The sequence below is a fragment of the Microbacterium sp. zg.Y1084 genome, from assembly GCF_024623595.1.
GTDB classification, from domain to species: Bacteria; Actinomycetota; Actinomycetes; order Actinomycetales; family Microbacteriaceae; genus Microbacterium; species Microbacterium wangruii.
In genome coordinates this window covers 117,464-143,875 of the sequence record NZ_JANJGV010000002.1, presented here as the reverse complement: position 1 = coordinate 143,875, position 26,412 = coordinate 117,464, and the positions used below count along the sequence as shown (strand labels likewise).

The following is a 26,412-nucleotide window of genomic DNA, read 5'->3' as shown; positions in this document are numbered from 1 at the left end:
CCGGCTCGCCCGGTCCACGCAACAGTAGGGGGGCCACCCGCGATGCGCTACGGGTCCCGCTGATCGCTACGCGCGGCGGTCGTCGGTGTCGCCTCGGCGCGACACCCGCACCTCGCCGGTGCGCGCGGGGCGCGTGATCTCGCCCGTGCGCGGCGCCCGATCGGCGGTGTCCTCGGCGTCGTCGGGTGAGGCGGCGCGCTCCACGAAGACCGTCGCCAGTCCCCTGCCCCGGCCGCGGGAGGCGCCGCCGGTGAGGACGAGACCGTGGGTTTCGGCGGTGACGCCGGGCATCGGGATGCGTCCGAGCGCCTTGCCGAGGAGCCCGCCGATCGAGTCCACCTCGTCATCCTCGAGCTCCATGCCGAACAGCTCGCCCACCTCGTCGAGGCCCAGGCGGGCGCTGACCCGGAAACGCCCGTCGCCGAGATCGACGACCTCGGCGGCACGCGCGTCGTACTCGTCCGCGATCTCCCCGACCAGCTCCTCGATCAGGTCCTCCAGGGTCACCAGTCCCGAGACCCCCCCGTACTCGTCGACGACGAGGCAGACGTGCACGGCATCCCGCTTCATCTGCTGCAGAAGCGTCTCGGCCTTCATCGACTCCGGCACGAAGACCGCCTTGCGTGCGATGCGGTTGACCGGGGCGTTGCGCCACGCGCTCTCGTCCCGGAACGCGAACTGCACGAGGTCCTTCAGGTAGAGCACGCCCACCACGTCATCGGCCTCGTCGTCGACGACGGGAAGCCGGGAGACCCCGCGGTCCAGGAACAGTTTCATGGCTTCGTGCGTCGGCGTGCCGGCCTCCACCGACACCATGTCGGTGCGGGGCACCATGACGGCGCGCACGAACGTGTCGGTGAAGTCGAAGACCGAGTGGATGAGGTCGCGGTCGTCCTCTTCGATGAGGTCCTGCGACGCGGCCTCGTCGACCATGCTGAGCAGCTGCTCCTCGGAGGCGAACGACGCGTTGCGGTTGAGGCCGGGGGTGAACCGGTTCCCGAGGATCACCAGCAGGTGGGCGAGCGGACCCAGCACGATGCGGGCGCCGCGCACCAGGGGGGCGGCGCTGCGCAGCAGCCCTTCGGCGTGTTGACGACCGACGGCGCGCGGGCTCGCACCGACGAGCACGAACGACACCACCGTCATCAGCAGCGCCGCCGCCAGCAGCGCCCACCAGATGTTGTCGAACGCGAGCATGAAGGCCGCCGTCACCAGCACGGCGGCGGTGGTCTCGGCGAGGATGCGGATGAACACCACCGCGTTGTTGTGCGCGTCGGGATCGTCGGCGATGCGGCGCAGCGCCGTGCGGGAGCGGGCGGTCACGGCCAGCTCCGCCAGGCCCTGGCGCGAGGTCACCGACAGCGCCGCGTCGAGGGCGGCCATGAGACCCCCGAGTGCCACCAGCAGCGCCGCACCGACCAGCAGCAGGACCTCGGTCACGGGCGGGGTCGACGACGCTCAGCGGCGGCGAAGTCGAGGATGAGCTGCTTCTGCAGCCCGAACATCTCCCGCTCCTCCTCCGGCTCGGCGTGGTCGAAGCCCAGCAGGTGCAGCAGACCGTGCGTCGTGAGCATGATCAGCTCATCGAGGGTGGAATGCTGTGCGACGAGCGCCTGAGCCTCGGCCACCTGCGGGCACAGCACGATGTCGCCCAGCAGGCCCGCGGGGGTGGGCATGTCCTCGGTGCCGGGCCGGAGCTCGTCCATCGGGAAGCTCAGCACGTCGGTGGGGCCGGGCTCGTCCATCCACTGCACGTGCAGCGCCTCCATGGCGCCCTCATCCACGAGCAGGATCGCCACGTCGGCGTCGGGGCTGACGTGCAGCTCCGCCAGGTTGTGCTCCATGAGCCGCAGGAGCACGGTCTCGTCGACGGGGACGCCCGACTCGTTGTTGATCTCGATCGTCATGAACGTCCTCGTTTGGGCAGGTGGTCGCGGGGTCCGGCGGGGCGCGGCTTGCCGCGTCGCTCGGCCCGGTTGGCGAGTTCGGACGCCTCGTCGCGTTCACGGCGGTGGGCCAGGCGCTGCTCGTCGTACTCGCTGTAGGCGTCGACGATGCGCCCCACCAGGGTGTGGCGCACCACGTCGTCGCTGGTGAGGCGCGCGAAGTGGATGTCGTCGATGTCCTTCAGCACCCGGGTCACCAGACGCAGCCCCGACGAGCCCTGCGGCAGGTCGACCTGCGTGATGTCGCCGGTGACCACCATGCGCGTGCCGAAGCCCAAGCGGGTGAGGAACATCTTCATCTGTTCCGGGGTGGTGTTCTGCGCCTCATCGAGCACCACGAAGGAGTCGTTGAGGGTGCGACCGCGCATGTAGGCCAGCGGCGCGACCTCGATGGTGCCGCTCGCCATGAGCTTGGGCACGAGTTCGGGGTCGAGCATCTCGTTGAGGGCGTCGTAGAGCGGCCGCAGATAGGGGTCGATCTTGTCGGTCAGCGAACCGGGGAGGAACCCCAGCCGCTCCCCCGCCTCGACGGCGGGGCGGGTCAGGATGATGCGGGTGACCTCTTTGCGCTGCAGCGCCTGCACGGCCTTGGCCATCGCGAGATAGGTCTTGCCGGTGCCGGCGGGGCCGATGCCGAAGACGATCGTGTTCTCGTCGATCGCGTCGACGTAGGCCTTCTGGCCGGCGGTCTTCGGGCGGATGATCTTGCCACGGGAGGTCAGGATCGCCTCGCCGAGCACCTCGGAGGGACGCAGGCCCTCGTCGCGCATCATGCGGCTGGACGCCGTCACGTCGACCGGGTCGAGCCCTTGCCCCGCACGGGTCATCGAGATGAGCTCGTCCACGAGGGCGCGGGCCGCCGCGACCGCGTCGGCCTCGCCGGACAGGGTGATCTCGTTGCCGCGCACGTGCACGTCGACGCCGGGATGCTCCCGCTCGACCACGCGAAGAAGGCGGTCCTGCGGGCCCAGCAGCTGCACCATGGCCACGCCGTCCGCCCAGATGCGGTCGACCGTCGTGCCCTCGCGCGCCTCGGAATCGTCAGCCACCGAGACCCGCTTCCGAAAGGTCGCCGGCGAGCACATGGGCGTGCACGTGGAAGACCGTCTGCCCGGCGCTGGGACCGGTGTTGAAGACCAGGCGGAAGTCGCCGTCACCGTGCTCGGCGGCCAGGCTCGATGCCAGCCCGACGAGCTCGGCCAGCAGGGCGGGGTCACCGGCGGCGAGTTCCGCGACGTTGCGGTACTCCTCCGTCTTGGGGATGACCAGCAGGTGCACGGGCGCCTGCGGCGCGATGTCGCGGATCGCGAACGCGTTCTCGGTCTCCGCCACGATCTCGGAGGGGATCTCGCCGTTGAGGATGCGTGTGAACACGCTCGGTTCGGTCATGGTCTCCAGTCTACCGAGCCGCGGCATCCCCGCTCCGGTTGCGGCCGGGCGCGTGGGCGACGTCACCAGCGGCCGATGGTGGCGTTGACGAGGGCCAGCGCCGCCGGTCCGGCGGTCGACGTGCGCAGCACCGTGTCGCCCAGTCGCACCAGGGTCGCACCGGCGTCGGCGAGGACCCGCAGCTCCTCGGGGGCGATGCCGCCCTCCGGGCCCACGACCAGCAGCACCTCGGCGTCGTCGGCAGCAGGGCGCCATGCGGTCAGTGCGACGGATGCCGTCGGCTCCAGCACCAGCATCCGCGCGGTCGCCGCGCGAGAGGCCAGCTGCCGGGTGGTGACGAGCTCGGTGACCTCCGGCAGCCACGCGCGGTGCGCCTGCTTCGCAGCCTCCCGGGCGATCGTCCCCCAGCGCGCACGTCCCTTCTCGGCCTTGCCGGCATCCCAGCGCGACACGCTGCGCGTGGCCTGCCACGGCATCACCTCGTCGACCCCGAGCTCGGTGGCGGCCTGCACGGCGAGCTCGTCCCGGTCGCCCTTCGCGAGCGCCTGCACGAGACCCACCCTCATCGCGGGAGCGGGTACCTCGGTGCGCTCGGTCACCTCGATGACCACCTCACGCGGCGACACCGATGCGCAGGCACCCGTGAGCCAGGCGCCTCGGCCGTCGCCGAGCGTGACGATCTCCCCTACGCGCACGCGGCGCACCGCTGCGGCGTGGTGGGCCTCGGCGCCTGTCAGCGTGATGCGGTCGCCGGGTCCGGCGGCGCCGGCCGCCGCGTCGACGAAGTGCAGCGCCATGTCAGCCCCGGAAGCGGTCGCGGAGCTTCGAGAACAGACCCTGGTGGAACTCGGCCAGCCGCGGTGCGGGAGCCTTGGTGCGCTTGGCGAAGTCCTCGATGAGCGCGCGTTCCTTGGCGTCGAGCCGGGTGGGGGTGACCACCTGCACGCCGACCCTGAGGTCGCCCCGCTGCGAGCCCCGTAGCGGCGTGATGCCGCGGCCCTTGATGGTCAGCACGTCGCCGGACTGCACGCCGGGACGGACCTCCAGTTCGACCGGCCCGTCGAGGGACTCGATCGTGGTGCTGGTGCCGAGGATGGCATCCGGCATCGACACCTCGAGGGTCGCGAGCAGATCGTCGCCGTCGCGGCTGAACGCCTCGTGCGCAGCCACCGTGACCTCGATGTACAGGTCGCCGTTGGGGCCGCCGGCCGGTCCGACCTCACCGGAGCCGGGCAGCTGCAGTCGCAGGCCGGTCTCGACGCCGGCAGGGATGTCGAGCGACACCGTGCGGCGGGCGCGCACCCGCCCCTGGCCCTGGCAGGTCGTGCAGGGGAAGGGGATGGTGGTGCCGTACCCCTGGCACACGTTGCACGGCTGCGAGGTGACGACGTTGCCGAGAAGGCTCCGCACGGTGCGCTGCACATGGCCGGTGCCGTGACAGATGTCGCACGTGGCGGGCTGGGTTCCGGGCTGGCAGCACGAGCCCGAGCAGGTCTCGCACAGGACGGCCGTGTCGACCTCGATGTCGCGGTGCACGCCGAAGATGACGTCGCCGAGCTGCAGCGTGACGCGCACCAGCGCGTCCTGGCCGCGCTCGCGGCGTGAGCGGGGCCGTCCGCCCCGACCACCGCCGCCGCCCGCGGCGCCGAAGAACGTCTCGAAGATGTCGCCGAAGTTGCTGAACCCGCCGCCGGCGCCGGCGAACGCGTTGTCGCCGCCCATGTCGTAGCGGGCACGCTGGTCGGGGTCGCTCAGCACGTCATACGCATGGGTGACCAGCTTGAAGCGCTCCGAGGCGTCGGCACCCGGGTTGACGTCGGGGTGCAGCTCGCGCGCCAGGCGACGATACGCCTTCTTGATCTCGTCGGGAGTCGCGTCACGCGACACGCCGAGTACGTCGTAGTGGTCAGCCACATTCGCCTTTCGTGCCGCGCGGACGCGGCGTCGGAACCGTCAGCGGTTGCTCTCGTCTTCTTCGAGCAGCCGGTTCAGATAGTGGGCGACGGCGCGGACGGCCGCCAGGTTCGAGGAGTAGTCCATGCGGGTGGGGCCCAGCAGTCCCAGTCTCGCGCGCGAGCCGGTCACGTCGTACTCGCCGGTGATGACGGATGCCTCCGCCAGCCCGAACGGCTCGTTCTCGCGCCCGATGCTCGCGGCGAGCCCCTGGTCGTCGGCGACCATCTCGGACATGAGCTTCAGCAGCGTGACCTGCTCCTCGATCGCCTCGAGGAGCGGGTAGATGCTGCCGCGGAAGTCCTGCTCGCGACGGGCGAGTGTGGCGCTGCCCGCGAGCACCAGGCGATCCTGCCGGAACTCCTCGAGCTCTTCGGCCACCACGCCCGCGATCGCGCGCACGGCGCGGTCGAACGCGTCGGGCTGGGCGGGCGCGGCCAGCAGGTCGGCCACCGCCTGCGCGCCGTCGCGCACGCTGCTTCCGGTGAGGAGCTCCGCCAGACGCGCGCGCACCCGCGTCATGCCGTCCTCCCCCAGATCGGTGGGAACCGACGCGATGCGCTGCGACACACGCCCGATGTCGGTGACGACGATCACGATGACCCGGCCGCCGCCGAGGTCGACCAGCTCGAGATGGGAGACGTGCGCCCGCGCGAACGACGGGTACTGCACGATCGCGACCTGCCCGGTGAGCCGCGTGAGGGCGCGCACCGTGCGCGCGAGGAGGTCGTCCAGATCGCCGGCGCCGTCGAGGAAGGATCCGATCGCGGTGCGCTGGGCGGGAGTGAGGGGGCGCAGCTGGGCGAGGTGGTCGACGAAGACGCGGTACCCCTTGTCGGTCGGCACACGCCCCGACGAGGTGTGCGGCGCGACGATGAGCTCCTCATCCTCCAGCTGGGCCATGTCGTTGCGGATCGTCGCCGCGGAGACGCCGAAAGCGTGCCGGTCGACGATCGCCTTGCTGCCGACGGGTTCGTTGGTGTCCACATAGTCCTGGACGATCGCCCGCAGCACCTGCAATCCGCGTTCGCTGACCATGTCACTCCCTCCCCGTTGGCACTCTTCTCTCGCGAGTGCCAATTCTACCGCGGTGAGGTCGTTGCTCGCGTCAGGCGGTGAGGGCGCGCACGACCGCGTCGGCCAGCAGCCGACCGCGGCGGGTGAGTACGAGGGTTCCGTGCACGGCCGCGGCCCCGTCGACGAGGCCGTCCGCGATGAGCCCGGCGACCGCGCCGCGGCCGGCGGGGGTGACCTCGGCCAGCGCGAGGCCCTCACGGATGCGCGAGCGCAGCAGCACGTCCTCCAGCCGGCGGGATGCCGCGTCGGGGCGTTCCCGCCCGGCGGCGGGCGACTCTCCGGCGGCGAGGCGCTGCGCGTAGGCGGCGGGGTGCTTCACGTTCCACCAGCGCAGACCGGCGACATGACTGTGCGCGCCCGGACCGTAGCCCCACCAGTCGGTGCCGCGCCAGTAGGCGAGGTTGTGCCGCGAGCGGTGGGACTCGTCCCGCGCCCAGTTGGACACCTCGTACCACTCGAAGCCGGCAGCGGCGAGCGTCTCGTCGGCGAGCTCGTACATGTCGGCCTGCAGGTCGTCGTCGGGCGCGGGCACCTCGCCGCGACGGATCTGACGATGCAGCTTCGTCCCCTCCTCGACGATGAGGGCGTAGGCCGAGATGTGGTCGGGAGCGAGGCCGACCGCGGTCTCCAGCGATCGCTCCCAATCGGCGAGGGTCTCCCCCGGCGCGCCGTAGATGAGGTCGACGCTGACATCGAGTCCCGCCTCGCGCGCTGCGGCGACGGCGGTGGCCACGTTGTCGGGGTCGTGCGTGCGGTCCAGCGCCGCCAGCACGTGCGCGACGGCCGACTGCATGCCGATGGACAGCCGGGTGACGCCCGCCCGCGCGAGCTCTGCCACACCGGCGGGGGTCACGGTGTCGGGATTCGCCTCGACGGTGACCTCTGCCCCGTCGGCGATGCCGAACGTGTCGCGCACGCCGTCGAGCATGCGCGCCAGGTCGCCCGACGGCAGCAGCGTGGGCGTCCCACCGCCGAAGAACACCGTCTGCGCGGGGCGCAGCGGACCCGCGGCCGCGAGCACACCGCGCGACAGGGAGATCTCGTGCAGCAGCGTGTCGGCGTACTGATCCTGTCTCGCCCCGCGCAGCTCACCCGCTGTGTAGGTGTTGAAGTCGCAGTAGCCGCAGCGCACACGACAGAACGGGACGTGCAGGTAGACGCCGAAGTCGGTCCCGGCATCCGTCTGGAGGTCGGCGGGCAGAGCGCCGTCGGCCGGCGCGGGCTCACCCACGGGCAGAACGGAGGGCATCAGGATCCGGTGGTGTACAACGGCGAGATCGCGCGCAGGTAGCCGAGGAACAGCTCGCGGCGGCGGCGGCGCACGAGCGGCGGCATCAGACGGTACAGCGCGGCGGTCGGGGCATCGAAGGCGCGCACGGTGAACCAGACCTCGTCGTTCTCGCGCCACTCGACCATGAACGATTCCTCGCCGCTGACGACGGAGCCTCCGACGGTGCCCAGGGCGAACCCGACGCGGCGGGCCTCCTCGACGCAGAAGATCACGCGCAGCTCGGCGTCGGCCCGATGCCCGCGGATGCGGCCGTGCACGCGCACCGTCGTCCCCGCGCCCACGTAGGGGGTGCCGTCGGCGTCGTAGCGCTGCTCGGCCTCACGCCGGCTCGGCGCGACAGGGGTTCCCTCGGCGTCGAACGCGACACCCGCGTAGCCCGGCCCGGACGCGGGCCGCACATCGGTCAGCTGCAGGCCGGCGCCACGCTGCGCGCCCCACGACAGCAGCGCGTCGCCGGCGGAGCGGAATCGCGCTTCGCCGCTGCCGATGCGCCACGACTCATGGGCGGGGATGCTGCGCTCCGGCGGGTACTGCAACAGGTCGGACGCCTGCGTCGCCCCGACGGCGGCGTAGTCGACCGTCTCATCCCTGAAGGTCCCGCGGCGCATGTCTCCAGCCTACTTCGTGCGTGTGTGCCCGACGGCGGCCAGGCTACTTCTTGCCGTCGACGTCGCCCGACAGCGCGGCGATGAACGCCTCCTGGGGCACCTCGACGCGTCCGACCATCTTCATGCGCTTCTTGCCCTCCTTCTGCTTCTCGAGCAGCTTGCGCTTTCGGGTGATGTCGCCGCCGTAGCACTTGGCGAGCACGTCCTTGCGGATGGCGCGGATGTTCTCTCGTGCGATGATGCGCGCGCCGATGGCCGCCTGGATGGGCACCTCGAACTGCTGACGCGGGATCAGCTTGCGCAGCCGCTCGGTCATCAGTGTGCCGTAGGCGTAGGCCTTCTCACGGTGAACGATCGAGCTGAAGGCATCCACCTTCTCGCCCTGCAGCAGAATGTCGACCTTGACGAGATCGGCGGTCTGCGACCCTGCCGGCTCGTAGTCCAGGCTGGCATAGCCCTGCGTGCGGCTCTTCAGATGGTCGAAGAAGTCGAACACGATCTCGCCGAGCGGCATGTTGTACCGCAGCTCGACACGGTCCTCGCTGAGGTAGTCCATGCCCAGCAGCGTGCCGCGGCGCCCCTGGCAGAGCTCCATGACCGTTCCGACGTAATCCTTGGGCAGCAGGATGCCGACCTTGACGACGGGCTCGGACACTTCGGCGACCCGCCCGTCGGGGTACTCGCTGGGGTTGGTGACCGTGATGGTCTCACCGGTGTCGGTCAGCACCTCGTAGGTCACCGACGGGGCGGTGGTGATGAGGTCGAGCCCGAACTCGCGCGAGAGGCGCTCGGTGATGATCTCGAGGTGCAGCAGCCCGAGGAACCCGCAGCGGAAGCCGAAGCCCAGGGCGACCGACGTCTCGGGCTCGTACTGCAGGGAGGCGTCGGACAGCTTCAGCTTGTCCAGTGCTTCCCGCAGCTCGGCGTAGTCGCTGCCGTCGATCGGGTAGATGCCGGAGAACACCATCGGCTTCGGATCGGTGTAGCCCGGCAGCGCCTCGGTGGCGGGCTTGCGGTGGGTGGTGATCGTGTCGCCGACCTTCGACTGGCGCACGTCCTTCACACCCGTGATCAGGTAGCCCACCTCGCCCACACCCAGGCCCTTGGTCGGCACCGGCTCGGGGTTGGAGACGCCGATCTCGAGCAGCTCGTGCGTCGCCCTCGTCGACATCATCTGGATGCGCTCACGCGGCTCCAGCTTGCCGTCGATCATGCGCACGTACGTCACGACGCCGCGGTAGGAGTCGTAGACCGAGTCGAAGATCATCGCCCGGGCCGGCGCGTCGGGGTCGCCGACGGGCGCGGGGATGTCGCGGACGATGCGGTCGAGAAGCTCCTCGACGCCCACACCGGTCTTGCCGCTGACGCGCAGCACGTCTTCGGGGTTGCCGCCGATGAGGCCTGCGAGCTCGGCCGCGAACTTGTCGGGGTCGGCGGCAGGCAGGTCGATCTTGTTCAGCACCGGGATGATGTGCAGATCGTTCTCGAGGGCCAGGTACAGGTTCGCCAGGGTCTGCGCCTCGATGCCCTGTGCGGCATCCACGAGCAGGATCGCCCCCTCGCAGGCGGCGAGGGACCGGCTGACCTCGTAGGTGAAGTCGACGTGCCCCGGGGTGTCGATCATGTTCAGCGCGAACGTGTCGCCGCCCGCAGCCCAGGGCATGCGCACGGCCTGCGACTTGATCGTGATGCCGCGCTCGCGCTCGATGTCCATGCGGTCGAGGTACTGGGCGCGCATGTCGCGGTCCGACACCACGCCGGTGATCTGCAGCATGCGGTCGGCCAGCGTGGACTTGCCGTGGTCGATGTGGGCGATGATGCAGAAGTTGCGGATCTGCGCGGGCGGCGTGGCAGCGGGCGCGAGCGGCGTGAGGGCACGGGGTGACATGTCGCGTCGAGTCTACCGGGGTGGGTGGTGACTCGCGGGCGCGCCGCGAGCAGAGGCGCGGGCGCGGGCTCACGTCGCCTGGGCGCGCGATGGTAGGGGCTCGCGGTGGCGACACGCCAGGCGCCGTCAGATGAGAACAAGTTAACCCGGATGTCGCCGATCTGACACCGGGAATGAGCCCTTCGCTCAGTAGCGTGGCCCAGGTCTGCGCGATTCCCCCACGCGCCCGACCCATCACAGGAGATCGATCGTGACGCAACGCCCTCTTCCCGATTCCGCGCGCCGGGCGCTGCGGCGGCCGCTGGCCGCCCTCACCGTGGCCGCGACCGTCGCCGCAGGCATCGCCTTCGCGCCTGCCGCGCACGCTGCCGTGAGCGTCGACGCCCCCGTCGTCATCGCGGAGGTGTACGGCGGCGGCGGCAACTCCGGTGGCGCGTACCAGCGGGACTTCATCGAGCTCGCCAACCGTTCCGGTGCGGCGGTGGACCTCTCCGGCTACAGCGTGCAGTACGCCTCGGCCACCGGCGGCACCTGGCAGGTCACGGCCCTCACCGGACAGGTGCTTCCCGCCGGCGGCCGGCTGCTGATCGGCCAGGCCACCGGAACCGACACGACCCAGCCGGCGTTCGAAGCCGACGTCAACGGATCCATCCCCCTCAGCGGCAGCCAGGGCAAGGTCGCCCTGGTGTCCTCCCTCACCCCGCTCTCCGGCGCGAACAGCCTGGTCGATCTCCCCCAGGTCGTCGACTTCGTCGGCTGGGGCGGCGCCACGCACTTCGCCGGCAGCGCAGCCGCACCGGGAACCACGAACGCGCAGAGCGTGAGCCGCGACGAAGCGGCCACCCACACCGCGGACAACGCCGCGGACTTCGCCGCAGGTGCGCCGACCCCGCAGGGACTCGGCACCGGCGGCGGCGACCCGGAGCCCGAGCCGGAGCCGGAGCCGGAGCCCACCGTCGTCGCGATCGCAGACATCCAGGGAGCGCAGGCGGAGTCCCCGCTCGTCGGCCGCACCGTCACGACGACGGGCGTGGTCACCGCGCACTACCCGACCGGCGGTTTCGGCGGCTACGTCATCCAGACCCCGGGAACCGGCGGTGCCCTCGACCTCGCCTCCCACAGGGCATCCGACGCCGTCTTCGTCCGCGCACCCGAGGCCGTGTCGGAGGTCGCCCTCGGCGACACCGTCGACGTCACCGGCGTCGTCGGCGAGTACCAGGGCCTCACCCAGCTGAGCGTCTCCCCCGGTGACGCGGCCGTGGTGGCTCCTGCCGCCCCGCCCGTGCCCGCCACCGTCGGCTGGCCCGCCGACCCCGCCCAGCGCGAGGCGCTCGAGTCGATGCTGGTCGCCCCGCAGGGACCGTTCACGGTCACCAACACGTACTCGACCAACCAGTACGGAGAGGTGGGGCTCGCCGCCGGCGACGCCCCGCTGCGCCAGCCGACCGACGTCGCCCGCCCCGGCAGCCCCGAGGCCGCCGCCATCGCCGCCGACAACGCCGCGCGCGCCGTCACACTCGACGACGGCACGAGCATCAACTTCCTGAGCGCCGCCAACAGCGCACTGACCCCCGCCTACGTCTCGCTCGGCGAGCCGATCGTCGTGGGCGGAGGCGTGGAGTTCAGCGAGCCGGTCATCGTCGACTTCCGCAACGGCTCCTGGAAGCTCAACCCCATCGTGCCGCTGACGGCCGACGGCTCCGGGGCCGACGGGATCCTCTTCACCAGCCCTCGCACCGCGGCGCCGGAAGACGTGGGGGGCGACCTGTCGATCGCGTCGTTCAACGTGCTCAACTACTTCACCACCCTCGGCACCGACACCCCCTCGTGCGTCGCCTACACCGACCGCTTCGGCGACGGCGTGACGGTGCGCCAGGGCTGCGATCAGCGCGGCGCGTGGGACGCACAGGACCTGCAGCGCCAGCAGGACAAGATCGTCGCGGCGATCGAGCAGCTCGATGCCGACGTCGTGGGCCTCATGGAGATCGAGAACTCCGCCGCCCTCGGCGAAGAGGCCGACGAAGCCACTGCGACCCTCGTGGACGCGCTCAACGCCGCGTCGGAGCAGGAGAAGTGGGCGTACATCGCGTCCTCCGAGGACCTGCCCGACCTGTCGCAGCAGGATGTCATCACCAACGCGATCATCTACCAGCCCGCGGCCGTCTCACCCGTGGGCGCTGCGATGGCGCTGGGCGACCAGAGCGGCGCGGACCAGGCGTTCGGCAACGCCCGTGAGCCCATCGCGCAGGTGTTCGAGCCCTCCGACGGCGGCGAGCCGTTCCTGTTCGTCGTGAACCACTTCAAGTCCAAGGGCTCCCCCGGTCCGTGGCCGGGCGACGCCGACACCGGCGACGGACAGGGCGCATCGAACGAATCCCGCGTGCGCCAGGCGACCGCGCTGCGCGACTGGGTCGCCGACGTGCAGGGCGACGTGGATGCCGTCGCGCTCGTGGGCGATTTCAACTCCTACGGCGCGGAGGACCCGCTGCAGGTGCTGTACGAGGCCGGTTTCGCCGGCGCAGAGGCCGCGTTCGACGTGGCCACGCAGTCCTACAGCTTCTCCGGTCTGTCCGGCTCGCTCGATCATGTGCTGCTCAACGACGCCGCTCTCGGCCGCGCCACCGGCGCGGACATCTGGAACATCAACTCCGGCGAAGCCCTCGCCCTGGAGTACAGCCGGTTCCGCTCCCACGGCACCGAGTTCTACGCGCCCGACGTCTACCGCTCCAGCGACCACGACCCGATCAAGGTGGGTCTGAGCGCCGAGGCGGCCCCGACGGTGCTGACGCTGCTCGGGATCAACGACTTCCACGGCCGCATCGACGCCAACACGGTGAAGTTCGCCGGCACCGTCGAGCAGCTGCGCGAGGGCGCGGCCGGTGACGTGCTGTTCCTCTCGGCGGGCGACAACATCGGCGCATCGCTGTTCGCCTCCTCTGTGGCCCGCGATCAGCCGACCATCGACGTGCTGAACGCGCTCGACCTGGCATCCAGCGCCGTCGGCAACCACGAGTTCGACCGCGGTTACGACGACCTCGCCGGTCGCGTCAGCGACGCCTTCGACGCGCCGCAGCTGGGCGCGAACGTCTACCTGGTGGGCACCGACACCCCGGCCCTGCCGGAGTACTCGCTGCACGAGCTCGACGGGCTCACGGTCGGCGTCATCGGCACCGTGACCGAGGAGACCGCGGCGCTGGTCTCCCCCGCCGGCATCGCCGACCTCGAATTCGGTGACCCCGTCGAGGCGGTCAACCGCGTCGCCGCCGAGCTGAGCGACGGCGACCCCGCCAACGGCGAGGCCGACGTACTCGTGGCGCTGTACCACGAGGGTGCCGGCGCGGGCACTCCCGAGGGCGCGACCCTCGAAGAGGAACTCGCCGGCGGCGGCGCCTTCGCCTCGATCGTGAACGACACCGCCGCTGAGGTCGACGCGATCTTCACCGGTCACACGCACAAGGAGTACGCGTGGTCGGCCGCCATCCCCGGCACCGATCGCACGCGCCCCATCGTGCAGACAGGTTCGTACGGTGCACGCATCGGCGCGATCACCCTCACGGTCGACGCCGAGACCGGCGAGGTCGCTGCGCACACCGAGCGCAACGTCGAGCGGACCACCACCGACGACGCCACCCTGATCGCGCAGTACCCGCGTGTGGCGGAGGTCGCCGAGATCACCCGCGCGGCCCTGGCGGCCGCCGCCGAGATCGGCAACACGGGCGTCGGCGAGGTCGCAGCCGACATCACCACCGCGTTCTCCGGCGGATCGTTCGTCGACGGCGTGTGGACCGGCGGCACCCGCGATGACCGGGCATCGGAATCGACGCTCGGCAACACCGTCGCGAACATGCTGCGCGACTCGCTCGCCGACCTGCCGAACGGCGCCGTCATCGGCGTCACCAACCCGGGCGGGCTGCGGGCGGACCTCTGGGACACGCAGGCGGAGTTCGGTGCCGCCGCGGTTCCGGGACTGCCCGACGGCACGGTGTCGTTCTCGCAGGCCAACGCGGTGCTGCCGTTCAACAACACGCTGGGTCTGGTGACACTGACGGGCGAGCAGTTCATCACGATGCTCGAGCAGCAGTGGCAGCGCGACGCCGACAACGAGATCCCTTCGCGCCCGTACCTGCAGCTGGGTCTCTCGGACAACGTGTCGTACACCTTCGACCCCGCCCTTCCCGAAGGAGAGCGCATCACCTCGGTGACGGTCGACGGTCAGCCCATCGATCCTGCGGCCGAGTACCGCATCGGCACGTTCTCGTTCCTGGCCAGCGGCGGTGACAACTTCCGGGCCTTCACAGAGGGCACCGGCTACGTCGACACCGGCCTGCTCGACTACGAGGCGTGGGTCGACTACATCGCCGACAACTCGCCGCTCGCGCCCTCGTACGCCAAGCAGGCAGTGCAGGTCAGCGGGGTGCCCGAGACGGTCGAGCCCGGTGCTCAGGTGCAGTTCGACGTCGCGGGGCTCAACCTCACCAGCCGCGGCGCCCCCGAGAACACCACGCTGACGGTCGCGCTCGGCGACACGGTGCTGGGCGAGGTGCCGGTCACCGCGGGAGCCGCGACGGTCGCCGTCACCCTGCCCGCGGGCCTTCCCGCAGGCGCGGCGACGCTGACCCTCACCGCGCAGCCCTCCGGCACCGTCGTGAGCGTCCCGCTGGACGTGGCACCCGCCGTCGTCCAGGCGAAGACGTCGACGCAGCTCATCCCGCTGCTGCCGGTGCACATCAACCGGTTCCTGCCCACGACGCTGCTGGCGTACGTGCAGCAGGACGGCGCGCGCGCGAACGGCGTCGTCGAGTTCCGCGAGGGCGGCGCAGACGGCGCGCTCGTGGGCACAGCCACGGTGCGCAGCGGGCTGGCGAGCCTGCGTCTGGGGAACCTCAGCCGCGGCATCCACACCTATACGGCGGTGTTCGTCCCCTCCGACACCGCAACGGTCGCCGGCTCTGCCAGCGCTCCGGTCAAGGTGCGGGTGATCGGCTGATCTGCTGAGAAGCCGTGAGGTCGGCCGGTGGGAGGCGTTCGCGCCCCGCCGGCCGACTGCTCTTCTAGGGTGGGACGATGACGGTGCAGGTGGTGCTCGTGCACGGCATCCGCACGTCCGCGACCATGTGGCGCGCGCAGGTGGCGTTCCTCGCGGAGCACGGCATTCCGGCACTCGCCCTGGATCTGCCGGGCCATGGCACGCGCATGGCGGAGACGTTCACCCTCGAGGGTGCGTTCGCCACGATCGACCGCGCGGTGCGCGATGCCGCCACACGCGGGCCGGTGCTGCTGGTGGGCCACTCCATGGGCGGGCTGCTGTGCACCGAATACGTCGGTGGTGAGCGGCGCCCGCCGGTGGCGGGCTTCATCGGGGCGTCGTGCACGTCGATCCCCCGCGGTGTCGGCCTGGCCGCGTACCGCCTCATCGCGCGCGGGTTCGACGCGCTCCCCGGGCACGGGCTGTGGTTCACCCAGCAGATGCTCGCGCGCACGCTCCCGCCGGAGACGCGCGCGGATTTCGGTGCCGGCGGTTACGCCTTCAGCGCCCAGGACGTGGCCCTGCGGAGCCTGTCGGTGCTCGACCTGCTGGCATCGCTGCGCCGGATCGACGTGCCGACCTGGTTCGTCAACGGGCAGTACGACCAGCTGCGCGTGAACGAGCGCCTCTTCACGCAGCTCGTGCCGGACGCCGAGCTCATCGTCGTGCCGCGCACCACGCATCTGGTCACGGCGATGCGGCCTGCTGTGTTCGACGCGGTGCTGCAGCTCGCTGTGGCGACACTCGAGCGGGATGCCGCCGCGTCGGGGCCAATGGGCTGAACCTGCTAGACTCTGTAGTCGGCTTGCGTGTGGGTTTCCTCCTCACACGACCGCCGGGGGCACCCCTCTACTGCCGCTCGGCACTTCCTATCACTCCGAACGAAAGATACGTCGACGTGGCGAACATCAAGTCGCAGATCAAGCGCAACAAGACCAACGAGAAGGCGCGCGAGCGCAACAAGGCCGTCAAGAGCGAGCTCCGCACCGAGGTGCGTCGCACCCGCGAGGCCATCGCAGCCGGCGACAAGGCCGCCGCTGAGAAGGCTCTCGTGAAGGCGGCCAAGAAGCTCGACAAGGCCGTCAGCAAGGGTGTCATCCACGCGAACCAGGCAGCGAACCGCAAGTCGGCCATCGCCAAGAAGGTCGCTTCGCTCTGACGCGCAGCCGAACGTCACGGCCCGTCCCCTCGTGGGGCGGGCCGTTTTCGTTTCCGGGGTGACGCCGCCGCGGTGCCGCGCCGGGCTGCGCCGGCGTATGGCTGCGGTGCCGCGTGTCGCCAGGCCCGGGCTGCTCGAGTGTCGCGAATGGCGGGTGACCGCGTCGCAAAAGCGCCATTCGCGACACCGGAGCCGCTCACCGCGCCTGCGGGGCACGCGTGCCCGTCGGCGACGCACCGCGGCGCGAACACGGGGCCTGAGCGGCGCGAGCGCGACCGGGCGGTGCGACCGGCGGGTCAGGAACCGAAGGGCTGCCGCGTCGCGATCACGGTCACGAGACGCTCCAGCGCGAACACGGGGTCGCGCGAACCGCCCTTGACCTCGGCGTCGGCGCGTGCCGCGGCCTGGATCGCCATGCCCAGCGACGACTCGTTCCAGCCCATCAGGTCGCGTCGAGCCCGGTCGACCTGCCAGTCCTTCAGGCCGAGCCGCCCCGCCAGAGCCGCGGACGGCTCGCGGTGCCCAGCGACCTTGGCCATCGTGCGCAGCTTCATCGCGATCGCCGCGACCATGGGCACCGGGTCTGAACCGGATGCCAGTGCCTGCCGCAGCGCCAGCAGCGCTTCGCCGTAGCGCCCGGCGATGGCCGTGTCGGCCACGGTGAACGCCGAGGTCTCCACGCGTCCGCCGTAGTAGCGGGTCACGATCGCCTCGGTGATGTCGTCGGGAACGTCGACGATGAGCTGCTGACAGGCGGCGGCGAGCTCCGTGAGATCGTCGGCGAAGGCGGAGACGAGAGCGCGCAGCGCAGCCGGCGCGATGCGCTTGCGCGCGGCGGAGAACTCCCCCGCCGCGAAGTCGTACCGGTCGCTGTCACGTTTGACGGCGGGGCACGCGATCTCGACGCCGCCACCCGTGCCCGCACGGATCGCGTCGAGCAGCTTCTTGCCCCGCACGCTTGAGGACGTGTGCCGCAGCACCACGGTCGCACCGTCCTGCGGGTGGTCGAGGTAGGCGATCGCCTCGGTGAGGAACGTGTCGGAGCACTTCTCCACGCCCGAGACGCGCACGAGCCGGGGCTCGCCGAACAGCGACGGCGACGTCACCCCGAGCAGGGTGCCGGCGGCGTAGTCGTCGGCGCGGATGTCGGTGACTTCGAGGCTCGGATCCTCGGCGCGCAGGTAGTCCCGCACGCCGGCGATCGCGCGCTCCGCGCAGACCTCCTCGGGACCGGAGACGAGGACGATGGGCGCCGGTTCGGGGTTGCGCCACGACAGCTGCCGGATCTTGCTCGCCGCGGCCTTGCCTGCGGGCTTGCGCGCGGTGGGTCTGCGCGCGGGGGATGCCATGGCTCCAGCCTATCCCGGGGCGTCGACACCGTCGGAGGCGTGTTCCCGCCAGACCGCGAGCTCGCCGTCCCTCACCGTCACGGTGACGATGCCATCGCGGTCGGTGCGCGCGATGACCGCTCCCCCGTGCTCGAGGAGATCCAGGATCTCGGCCCGAGGGTGCCCGTAGTCGTTGTCCCCGACGGTGACCAGCGCCAGCGCCGGCCGCAGCTGTCGGTACAGCCGCTCGGCCTGGTCGGCGCTGCCGTGGTGGGCGACCTTGACGACGTCGTACCGCGGCAGCAGGACACCGGAGGCGGCGAGGGCGTGCTGCGGCTGCTCCGACAGATCGCCGAGGAACAGCGCGGATGCCGTCTGGGGCACCGTCACCTCTATCACCACCGAGGCGTCGTTGCCGGAGGGGAAGGCGACGGAACGCGCGGGCGGCCACAGCACGCGCCACGACGCGTCGCCCAGCTCGCCGCCGACACCGACGGAACCGACGGCCACCTGGGCGCCCCCAGCGGCGAGCACCTGCAGCACCTGCGAGGCCGCGGCATCCGGCACCGGCCCGTGCACGACGGTGTCGACGCGGCCCGTCACCGCCGACACGCCCGCGACGTGATCTGCGTCGAAGTGGGTGAGCACGAGCAGGTCGACCCGGTCGACGCCGAGGCGGCGCAGACACGCCGTCAGCGGCTGCGGATCGGGTCCGGCGTCGATGAGCGCCACCGCGCCACCGGATCTCACGAGCACCGCGTCCCCCTGTCCGACGTCGCACGCGGCGATGGTCCACCCGCCCGGCGTGGTCGCGGGGGCCGCGACCCCCGCGAGCAGGGCCGAACCGATGCCGACGCCCGTGAGCCCGGCCAGCCCGACGGCCGCCACGCGTCGCCCCACCCGGGCCCGCGCGGTCGTCCCCGGCACGAGGCATACGGCCACCACCGCAGCACCCACGAGCGCCAGCGCGCCCACCCCCGCACCGCCCTCGATCCACGGCACGGCGGCACCGGGCAGACCCGAGAACGTCGACGCGGTCCCCGCGATCCACGAGGCCGGCACCCACGCGATCGCCGCGAGTCCGGCCTGCAGCACGGGCAGCGGCGCGGCCAGACACGCGGCGAGCCCCACCACCGTGGCCACGGGCGCCGCCGGTGCCGCGAGCAGATTGGCGACGACGCCGTAGAGCGGCACGGTCGGCTCCACGAGGATCAGCAGCGGTCCGCAGGCCAGCTGCGCCGCCAACGGCACCGCCAGCGCCAGGGCGAGCGGGCGCGGCATCCATCGTGCGATTCCGTCGGCCAGCGGCCCCGACAGCAGCAGCAAGGAACCCGTCGCGGCCGCCGACAGCGCGAACCCGATCTCGCCCGCCAGCCACGGGTCGGCCACGAGCAGCACGATCACCGCGAGCGACAGCACCGACATGCCCGCCCCGACACGTCCGAGCAGCACGCCGAGCATCGCGATGGCCGCCATGACCGCCGCGCGCACGACACTGGGTTCGGGCGTCACGAGCACGACGAAGCCCGCCAGGGCGCCCAGTCCGCACCCCACCCGCACGCCGCGGCGCACGCCGCACGCCGCGGCCGCCGCGAAGGCGATCCCGACCACGAGCGCGCAGTTCGCCCCGGAGACAGCGGTGAGGTGCGAGAGGGACGACGCCTTCATCGCGGCATCCAACTGCTCGCCGACCGCTGCCGTGTCTCCCACGGCCAGCCCAGGTACGAGGCCGCCGCCAGGCGGGGGCAGCCCGGATGCCACGCCCACGAGACTTCGCCGGAGATCGGCGGCGGTCTGCAGTCCCCCGCGCGGCGGATCGATCACCCGCATCCCGTCCGCCGCGCGCACCACCAGCACGGCACGCTCCCCCGCGTCGGCGCGGAAGGCGGTCCCCGTGATCTCCACGCGCGCGCCGGGAGCGAGCGCATCCCGACCCTCCACCGACGCGCCGGTGCTGCGCACCGTGACCGGCAGCGACACGATGTGCGTGTCCCGCCCGATCATGATCCGCTCGGCGATGGCGTCGAACCCGAGGCCCGCACCGGAAGGCTCCACTTTGCCCGTCACGATGGCCACGACGCGCAGCGCCCGGCCACCGTCGACCTCGAGGTGCGCCACACCGCGCCCCGGTTGCGCCAGCGCCAGGTGCGAGAGCACGGCAGCGGCCGCCGCGCAGCTGAGAGCCGCGACACCGGCCGTGGCACGGATGCCGGATCGAGGTGACCGCGCCGCCGTCACGAGCGCCGCCAGGCACAGCGCCCACACGATGAGCGCCGACACTCCCGCAGCGGATGCCGCGGAGGCGCCGCCGAGCGCGGCCACCCACGCACCGACGGCAGCGGGCACGAGGCGAAGATCGCGGCGCCGCGCCCGCCGCAGGTTCACAGCGTCACCAGGTCGCGCAGCGCGGCGAGCATCTTCTCGCCGATCCCCGGAACGGCCAGCAGGTCCTCGATGCTCGTGAACCGACCGTTCTGCTCACGCCAGTCGAGGATGCGCTGCGCCAGCGCCGGGCCGATCCTCGGCAGGGTGTCCAGCGCCGTCAGGTCGGCGGTGTTGAGGTTGACCCGGCCGTCGCCGCCACCCGCCGGCCCGGCCGGTCCCGCAGCGCCGGCGGCTGGCGCCTCGCCGACGACAGGCACGTGCAGCTGCTCGCCGTCACCGACCGGCCGCGCGAGGTTCACCGCGGCCCGGTCGGCGTCCGCACCGAACCCGCCGGCCGCAGCCACCGCGTCGACGACGCGGGCGCCGGACTCCAGCACGTAGAGCCCCGGCGCGGCGACCGCTCCCGACACATGGACGTACACGGCCGACGCGTCCCCGAGCACCGACGGCCCGGCGTCGGCGCCCGCCGGCGTCTGCGCGATCGTCACCGTCTCGACCGGGGCGGTCGACGTGCGCAGGATGCCGATGGCCACCGTGACCGCCAGCGCGAGGATCACGACGACGGTCACCGCGCCGACGCCGAGACGTCGACGGGCGGACGGTGGGGAGCTGTCGCCGATCACCCCGCCACGCTAGGGACCACCGGATGGCGGCGATCCGCCCGTCCGGCGAGTCGTGGAGATCCCGCTCGGCCGCGCGCCGGTGCAGAAGACGAGGTGATGGATGCCGCCGCACGGATGCCCCGTCGTCGGCGGCTGCCGCCGCACAGCTCCCCGTACCGTGACTGAACGAGCACGCACCCGACCCCGTGGCCACGACATACGCGCGAAACCTCGCCGTGACCCCGACGTCGCCGCCCTCTGCGATCCTGTCAGCAACCAGACCCGGAAGGCCCCCGATGCACCACCGCCCCACCGTCCTGCTGCTGCACGTCCGCGACGCGCGACCGCACGCCCCGCAGTTCCAGCAGCAGCTGACGACGCTCAACGACGCCACCGTCGCCGCCGTCGAGGCGCTCGGTGGGACGGCCGAGCTCGTCGCCGCCGCCGATGTCGCGGAGTCGACGGTGCGAGAGCGCGCGCGGCGCGCCGACGCCGTGGTCGTGCTCGGCGGCGAGGACGTGGATCCGGCGTTCTACGACGGCCCGCGCGACTACCCCGGGTCGGGCTTCCACGAGCCGGTCGCCGACCGCGTCAGCATCGCCGTGATCCGGGATGCCGTCCAGCACGGCATCCCGCTTCTCGGCATCTGCCGCGGGCTGCAGCTCATGAACGTCGCGCTGGGCGGCACCCTCGTTCCCGATATGCACGGCCACCGCTCCCTCGACGGCGACCCGTTCGTGCAGACGCGGGTGACGGTCGAGCGCGAGGGCGCCGCGGGATCGGTCGCCGGGGCGGGACCGGTGCTGTGCACGCATCACCAGGCGATCGACCAGGTGGCTCCCGGCCTGTCGGTGCTGGTGCGCGCCGTCGACGGCGTCGTGGAGGCGGTCGCCCACGACACCGCCCCGATGCTGGGCGTGCAGTGGCATCCGGAGCACCCCGACACCGCGCTGACGCAGGTCGGGATGCTCCTTCGCGATGTGATGAGCCGGGGCTCCGCGGCGAGGTGAGGGGCGATCCGCTCAGCGGGTGCTGAAGCTGACGACCTTCGGTGCCCGCACGATGGCGCGGGTGATCTCCCGCCCGTCGAGCGAGCGGACCACACGGTCGTCGGCCCGGGCGAGCGCCTCGAGTTCGGCGGCGTCGATGCGGGCGGAGACCTCGAGCGTCGCCCGCACCTTGCCGTCGATCTGCACGGCGACCTTGACGGTGTCCTCGACCAGCAGAGTCGGGTCGGCCTGGCGCCAGGGAACGAGGCCGACCGACGGCGCGTAGCCGAGGATCTCCCACATCTCCTCCGCGGTGTGCGGGGCGAAGAGGTCCAGGATCAGCGCGGTCACCTCGGCGGCTTCGCGCACGGCGGGGTCGGCCGCGCCGGCCCCGGCGTCGATCGCCTTGCGGGTCGCGTTGACCAGCTCCATGAGGCGTGCCACCACGACGTTGAACTTCGTCTGCTCGAGCAGCCCGGGCGCATCGGCGAGCAGGCGGTGGGTGATGCGGCGCAGCGCGACGTCGCCGTCGGCCCACTTCACGTCGGGGCTGCTGGTGACATCCCGAGCCACGCGCAGCGCGCGGGCCAGGAACTTGGCGGCGCCGACGGTCGAGACGTCGGCCCAGTCCTTGTCGTCCTCGACCGGCCCCGCGAACGCGAGGCCGACGCGGAGGGCGTCGGCGCCGTGGGCGTCGAGCTCCTCCTGGAAGAGCACCAGGTTGCCCTTGCTCTTGGACATCTTGGCGCCGTCGAGGATCACCATGCCCTGGTTGATCAGGCTGGAGAACGGCTCGGTGAAGTCGACGTGCCCCATGTCGTACAGCGCCTTGGTGATGAAGCGCGCGTACAGCAGGTGCAGGATGGCGTGCTCGACGCCGCCGATGTAGAAGTCCACCGGACCCCAGCGGTCGGCCTCGCGCTGCGAGAACGGCTGGGTGGTGTCGCCCGGCGAGAGGAACCGCAGGAAGTACCACGAGCTGTCGACGAAGGTGTCCATCGTGTCGGGGTCGCGGCGGGCGGGCTCACCCGTCTCGGGATCGACAGTGGTGACCCAGTCGGTCGCGGCACCCAGGGGCGACGAACCCTTGGGCGTGAGGTCCAGTCCCTCGCGCGAGGGGAGTTCGACCGGCAGCTGCTCGTCGGGCACGGGCACGATGCGCCCGTCCTCGGTGTGGATCATCGGGATCGGCGTGCCCCAGAACCGCTGACGGGAGATCAGCCAGTCGCGCAGGCGGTAGGTCTTCGCGGCACGGCCGGTGCCGGCGGCCTCCAGCAGGTCGATCGCGCGGGCGATGGCGTTGCGCTTGCTCAGGCCGTCCAGCGGTCCGGAGTTGATCATGCGGCCTTCGCCGGTGAGCGCGACCCCGGTCTTCACCGGGTCGGTCTCGTCGGCATCCGCGCCCGGATCGATCGGCACCCCCTCGTCGTCCAGCTCGATGACGGGGATGGCTCCGGTGACCGGGGCCGAGGTGTCGACGACCACTCGCACGGGCAGGTCGAACGCGCGGGCGAAGTCCAGATCACGCTGGTCGTGAGCGGGCACGGCCATGACCGCACCGTGGCCGTAATCGGCCAGCACGTAGTCCGCGGCCCAGATGGGCAGGCGCTCGCCGTTGATCGGGTTGATCGCGTAGCGGTCGAGGAAGACACCGGTCTTGGGGCGGTCGGTGGCCTGCCGATCGATGTCGGTGGCCTTCTGCACCTTCTCCAGGTAGTCCTGGAAGCGCATGCGCACCTCGGCCGAGGCGCCGGCGGCCAGCTCCGCGGCCAGGTCGGAGTCAGGCGCCACGACGAAGAACGTCGCGCCGTGCAGCGTGTCGGGGCGCGTGGAGAAGACGGTGACCTTCTCGGCGCGACCCTCGATCTCGAAGTCGATGTCGGCGCCGATGGAGCGTCCGATCCAGTTGCGCTGCATCTGCAGCACCTTGTGGGGCCAGAAGCCCTCCAGCTGGTTCAGGTCATCCAGCAGCCGGTCGGCGTAGTCGGTGATGCGGAAGTACCACTGGGTCAGCTTCTTCTTGATCACCTCGGCGCCGCAGCGCTCGCAGTGTCCGTCGACGACCTGCTCGTTGGCCAGCACCGTCTGGTCGACGGGGCACCAGTTGACCGGACTCTCCTTGCGGTATGCCAGGCCCCGTTCGTACAGCTGCTGGAACAGCCACTGGTTCCAGCGGTAGTATTCCGGGTCGCTCGTGTGCAGCACCCGGCTCCAGTCGAAGGAGACGCCGTACTGCTTGAGGCTCGCCTTCTGCTGGTCGATGTTGGCGTAGGTCCAGGCCCGCGGGTCCGCCCCGCGCTTGATGGCCGCGTTCTCGGCGGGCAGGCCGAACGAGTCCCACCCGATGGGGTTGAGCACGTTGTAGCCGCGGTGGCGCCAGAAGCGGGCGACGATGTCGGAGTACAGGTAGTTCTCGGCGTGCCCCATGTGCAGGTCGCCGGACGGGTACGGGAACATCGCCAGCACGTACTTGCGGGGGCGCGTGTCGTCGTCGCCGCCGGCACGGAAGGGGTCGTCCTGCTCCCAGCGGCGCTGCCACTTCTCCTGGATCGCGTGCACGTCGAACGCGCCGGCGTCGCCGGCGGTGTCGGGAGGAAGAGTCTGAGACACGAGGAAAGAGCCAATCGTGGGGGTCGGGTCGGCGCGGTGCGCGTCGACCCAGATTACCGGAACGCGCTATGACCAGCCTGGAGGCAGGGTCGCGCCCAGCGCCGCCAGCGGTGCGCGGGCCTTCAGCCCCACTTCCGCCACCTCGGCGGAGGCGTCGGACCCCCAGGTGATGCCGCCGCCCGCGCCGACGTACGCGCCGCCCGGATGAAGCACGATCGAGCGGATCACCATCGCCAGATCCAGCGCCCCGTCGGCCCCCACCCAGCCGAAGCATCCGGCGAACACCCCCCGCGGGCCGCCCTCCAGGTCGTGCAGGATCGTCATGGCCGACCGCTTCGGCGCCCCCGTCATGCTGCCGGCGGGAAAGGCCGCGGCCAGCAGGTCGCCGACCGTCGCCTCGGGCCGCAGGCGCCCCGCAACGGTGCTGACCAGCTGGTGCACCGCGGGGTACGACTCCACCTCGAGCAGCCCGTCGACCGCGACCGTCGCCGGCAGGCACACCCGCGACAGGTCGTTGCGCATCAGGTCGACGATCATCACGTTCTCGGCGCGCTCCTTCACACTCGCGCGCAGTTCGGCGGCACGTGCCGCGTCGTCAGCGGCGTTGCGCCCCCGCGGGCGCGTGCCCTTGATCGGACGCGTGCGCACGACCCCGCCGGCCGCCTCGAGGAAGCGCTCGGGGCTCGCGGAGACGAGCGCGACGTCCCCGCTGCGGATGAGCCCTCCGTGGTGCGCGGATGAGGTCGAGCGCAGGCGGCGGTGCACCGCGACGGGGTCGAAGGGGGTGGATGCCGGCACGTCGAATCGGGTCGTGAGGCACAGCTGAAAAGCATCGCCGGCGCGGATGGCAGCGCGGCAGCGGCCGATCAGGTCGGCATAAGCAGCGGGGTCCACCCGCGCCGACGCGGTGGCGGTGGCGGGCGCGGCGTCAGACAGCGGCGCAGCGGATGCCACGGCGTGCGCGGGAGCCGCCGACGCTTCGGCATCCGCCGCCCAGCCGGACGCCTGCAGGGCGAAGTCGTCGAGGTCCGATACGGGGGCCACGGCCCACATGCGCCGTCGGGAGTGGTCCACGGCGACGAATCGGCCCGCCCGCAGCCACATGCGGTCCGGCACGGTGGCGTCGGTCACGGCGGGTGCGCCCGCACCTGCGGCAGCGCCGTCGTAGCCCAGCCAGCCGACCCAGCCGCCGCGGAATGGCCCCCACTCCCCGGCGGGAGACGCTGCCGGAGTGGGCGCGCCCAGCGCCACGGCATCGACGACCGCCGGGTCTGTCTCCGGTTCTCCCACCCCGAGCCAGCTCCACCCCTCGGTCGCGTCGGGGCCGGCGTCCAGCCAGAAGGCATGCGCGGCCCGGGACGGTCCGGCGGCGAACATCGCGGCGGGATCGACCCACGCCAGCGGGCGGGCGGCCACGGCGGGGAGCATCTTCTCAGGCTAGGGGTGGCGGGGCGGCTCTAGGCTCAGAACGTGAACGAGATCCTCACCTGGCTGCTTGACGCGGTTCAGAGTGTCGACCCCGTGCTGCGTACCGTGCTGGCGGGTGTCGCGATCCTGCTCGAGACGAGCGTGCTGGTGGGTCTGGTGGTCCCCGGCGACACCGTCGTGATCGTTGCGGGCACCGCGGTGGGGTCGCCCGTGGAGGGCGTGCTGCTGGTGATCACGGTGATCCTCGGCGCGCTGGCCGGCGAAAGCATCGGATTCTGGCTCGGACGGGTGCTGGGGCCGCGCATCCGCTTCTCTCGCTTGGGTGCGAAGCTCGGGGAGCACAACTGGCAGCGAGCCGAACTGTACCTGCGCCGACGCGGTGGACCCGCGATCTTCCTGTCGCGATTCCTGCCGGTGCTGCACTCGCTCGTGCCGCTGACCGTCGGCATGAGCGGCTTCGCCTACCGACGCTTCATCGCGTGGACCCTGCCGGCCTGCACCCTGTGGTCCGTGCTGTACGTGGGGGTGGCCGCCGCGGCTGCGGGCACCTACCGCGAACTCGCCGATCGTCTGCACTTCGCGGGGTACATCTTCGTGGGCATCATCGTCGCCTTCTTCGTGCTGGCGTACCTCGCCAAGCGGATCATCGCGCGTCGGGAGCGCCGCCATCTGCACGTCGACGGAGCGACGGACGCTTCGCATGCCGAGGAGGGCATGCGAGACTGAACAACAC

At 71.7% G+C, this 26,412-nt stretch carries 20 protein-coding genes; 5 read left to right on the top strand and 15 right to left on the bottom strand.

Annotation, left to right across the window (positions count from 1 at the left end):
• Nucleotides 1–66 precede the first annotated feature (66 nt).
• The 10 genes from NQ165_RS01930 to lepA form a co-directional block, all read right to left on the bottom strand.
• Nucleotides 67–1,440, bottom strand: a complete 1,374-nt coding sequence (locus tag NQ165_RS01930) for a hemolysin family protein (protein WP_257530769.1) — start codon at nucleotides 1,438–1,440, stop codon at nucleotides 67–69.
• Entirely contained in the window at nucleotides 1,437–1,907 is a 471-nt protein-coding gene (gene ybeY / locus NQ165_RS01925; protein ID WP_257530766.1) for an rRNA maturation RNase YbeY, read from the bottom strand. The genes NQ165_RS01930 and ybeY overlap by 4 nt, the downstream gene beginning before the upstream one ends.
• Nucleotides 1,904–2,929, bottom strand: a complete 1,026-nt coding sequence (locus NQ165_RS01920) for a PhoH family protein (protein ID WP_257531712.1) — start codon at nucleotides 2,927–2,929, stop codon at nucleotides 1,904–1,906. The genes ybeY and NQ165_RS01920 overlap by 4 nt, the downstream gene beginning before the upstream one ends.
• Before the next feature lie 58 nt (nucleotides 2,930–2,987).
• The gene (locus NQ165_RS01915; protein WP_257530764.1) at nucleotides 2,988–3,335 is read right to left on the bottom strand and encodes a histidine triad nucleotide-binding protein; all 348 of its coding nucleotides are present in this window, start codon (nucleotides 3,333–3,335) and stop codon (nucleotides 2,988–2,990) included.
• A gap of 62 nt (nucleotides 3,336–3,397) precedes the next feature.
• Nucleotides 3,398–4,132, bottom strand: a complete 735-nt coding sequence (locus tag NQ165_RS01910) for a 16S rRNA (uracil(1498)-N(3))-methyltransferase (RefSeq protein ID WP_257530762.1) — start codon at nucleotides 4,130–4,132, stop codon at nucleotides 3,398–3,400.
• A 1-nt stretch (nucleotide 4,133) separates the two neighbouring features.
• Nucleotides 4,134–5,249, bottom strand: a complete 1,116-nt coding sequence (dnaJ, locus tag NQ165_RS01905; RefSeq protein WP_257530760.1) for a molecular chaperone DnaJ — start codon at nucleotides 5,247–5,249, stop codon at nucleotides 4,134–4,136.
• Nucleotides 5,250–5,288: 39 nt separating this feature from the next.
• The gene (gene hrcA / locus NQ165_RS01900; protein ID WP_257530758.1) at nucleotides 5,289–6,326 is read right to left on the bottom strand and encodes a heat-inducible transcriptional repressor HrcA; all 1,038 of its coding nucleotides are present in this window, start codon (nucleotides 6,324–6,326) and stop codon (nucleotides 5,289–5,291) included.
• 70 nt (nucleotides 6,327–6,396) lie between these two features.
• Nucleotides 6,397–7,614: a radical SAM family heme chaperone HemW gene (gene hemW / locus NQ165_RS01895; protein ID WP_257530756.1), complete on the bottom strand. Its 1,218-nt coding sequence runs from the start codon at nucleotides 7,612–7,614 to the stop codon at nucleotides 6,397–6,399.
• On the bottom strand, nucleotides 7,614–8,264 hold the full coding sequence (locus tag NQ165_RS01890) for a DUF1990 family protein (RefSeq protein WP_257530754.1): 651 nt from the start codon (nucleotides 8,262–8,264) through the stop codon (nucleotides 7,614–7,616). Before NQ165_RS01890 ends, hemW begins: the two co-directional genes overlap by 1 nt.
• 43 nt (nucleotides 8,265–8,307) lie before the next feature.
• Nucleotides 8,308–10,152, bottom strand: coding sequence for a translation elongation factor 4 (gene lepA, locus NQ165_RS01885; RefSeq protein ID WP_257530752.1), 1,845 nt, complete (start codon nucleotides 10,150–10,152; stop codon nucleotides 8,308–8,310).
• A gap of 250 nt (nucleotides 10,153–10,402) precedes the next feature.
• Here lepA and NQ165_RS01880 point away from each other — a divergent pair, with 250 nt between their 5' ends.
• The 3 genes from NQ165_RS01880 (at nucleotide 10,403) to rpsT (ending at nucleotide 16,337) form a co-directional block, all read left to right on the top strand.
• Entirely contained in the window at nucleotides 10,403–15,139 is a 4,737-nt protein-coding gene (locus NQ165_RS01880; protein ID WP_257530750.1) for an ExeM/NucH family extracellular endonuclease, read from the top strand.
• A gap of 77 nt (nucleotides 15,140–15,216) precedes the next feature.
• Complete coding sequence (locus NQ165_RS01875; protein ID WP_257530749.1) at nucleotides 15,217–15,960, top strand: alpha/beta fold hydrolase; 744 nt, start codon at nucleotides 15,217–15,219, stop codon at nucleotides 15,958–15,960.
• 116 nt (nucleotides 15,961–16,076) lie between these two features.
• Nucleotides 16,077–16,337 (top strand): 30S ribosomal protein S20, encoded by a 261-nt coding sequence (rpsT, locus tag NQ165_RS01870; protein WP_257530747.1) that lies wholly within the window; start codon nucleotides 16,077–16,079, stop codon nucleotides 16,335–16,337.
• A gap of 296 nt (nucleotides 16,338–16,633) precedes the next feature.
• Here rpsT and holA read toward each other — a convergent pair whose 3' ends face one another.
• From holA to NQ165_RS01855, 3 genes are read right to left on the bottom strand one after another with little or no spacing between them, the layout of a single operon-like run.
• Nucleotides 16,634–17,686, bottom strand: coding sequence for a DNA polymerase III subunit delta (gene holA / locus NQ165_RS01865; protein ID WP_257530745.1), 1,053 nt, complete (start codon nucleotides 17,684–17,686; stop codon nucleotides 16,634–16,636).
• A 9-nt stretch (nucleotides 17,687–17,695) separates the two neighbouring features.
• Entirely contained in the window at nucleotides 17,696–20,011 is a 2,316-nt protein-coding gene (locus tag NQ165_RS01860) for a ComEC/Rec2 family competence protein (RefSeq protein WP_257530743.1), read from the bottom strand.
• A gap of 35 nt (nucleotides 20,012–20,046) precedes the next feature.
• A complete protein-coding gene (locus NQ165_RS01855) occupies nucleotides 20,047–20,670 on the bottom strand; it encodes a ComEA family DNA-binding protein (RefSeq protein ID WP_257531710.1) in 624 nt (207 codons plus the stop codon).
• Nucleotides 20,671–20,948: 278 nt separating this feature from the next.
• Between NQ165_RS01855 and NQ165_RS01850 the strand changes: the two genes are divergently transcribed.
• Nucleotides 20,949–21,662: a gamma-glutamyl-gamma-aminobutyrate hydrolase family protein gene (locus NQ165_RS01850; protein WP_257530740.1), complete on the top strand. Its 714-nt coding sequence runs from the start codon at nucleotides 20,949–20,951 to the stop codon at nucleotides 21,660–21,662.
• A gap of 12 nt (nucleotides 21,663–21,674) precedes the next feature.
• On the opposite strand, the gene leuS is transcribed toward NQ165_RS01850, so the two are convergent.
• Entirely contained in the window at nucleotides 21,675–24,251 is a 2,577-nt protein-coding gene (leuS, locus tag NQ165_RS01845; RefSeq protein ID WP_257530738.1) for a leucine--tRNA ligase, read from the bottom strand.
• A gap of 66 nt (nucleotides 24,252–24,317) precedes the next feature.
• Nucleotides 24,318–25,679, bottom strand: a complete 1,362-nt coding sequence (locus NQ165_RS01840; protein ID WP_257530736.1) for an anthranilate synthase component I family protein — start codon at nucleotides 25,677–25,679, stop codon at nucleotides 24,318–24,320.
• Between the two features lie 42 nt (nucleotides 25,680–25,721).
• Between NQ165_RS01840 and NQ165_RS01835 the strand changes: the two genes are divergently transcribed.
• A complete protein-coding gene (locus NQ165_RS01835) occupies nucleotides 25,722–26,405 on the top strand; it encodes a DedA family protein (RefSeq protein ID WP_257530734.1) in 684 nt (227 codons plus the stop codon).
• Nucleotides 26,406–26,412 lie beyond the last annotated feature (7 nt).